1 protein-coding gene is annotated in these 298 nt (G+C 69.5%); it reads right to left on the reverse strand.

Annotated elements, in window-relative coordinates; translation table 11 throughout:
• On the reverse strand, positions 1 to 298 hold a 298-nt coding region (locus tag FLX08_RS40240), incomplete at both ends, for a DUF222 domain-containing protein (RefSeq protein ID WP_142625465.1).

Genomic DNA, 298 nt, shown 5'->3' on the forward strand with positions numbered 1-298 from the left:
CTCGGTGACGATCTTCTGCTCCAGCAGCGCGGCGATGAGCGCGTCCGCCTGGCGCTCCGTCAGCGTGCGGTCATCGCCGTCGGCCTTCTTCTTGGCGTACTCCTGCAACAGGGTCATCAGGCGGGCGCCGGGTTCACGGGGAAGGTAGAACTCCCCTTCCACGCCGCCGCCCTTGCCCGGGCGGACCCGTAGGAAGCGCCGCTCGTAGTCGGCCTGCTCATCGCGTTCTTCTCCATCGGGGTCGAGCACCGCCCGCAAATGGCGGCCGGCTTTGGCCACCTCCGCCGCCCCGGCTTTG

This window comes from Microbispora hainanensis (genome assembly GCF_006874475.1).
Taxonomy (GTDB): Bacteria; Actinomycetota; Actinomycetes; order Streptosporangiales; family Streptosporangiaceae; genus Microbispora; species Microbispora hainanensis.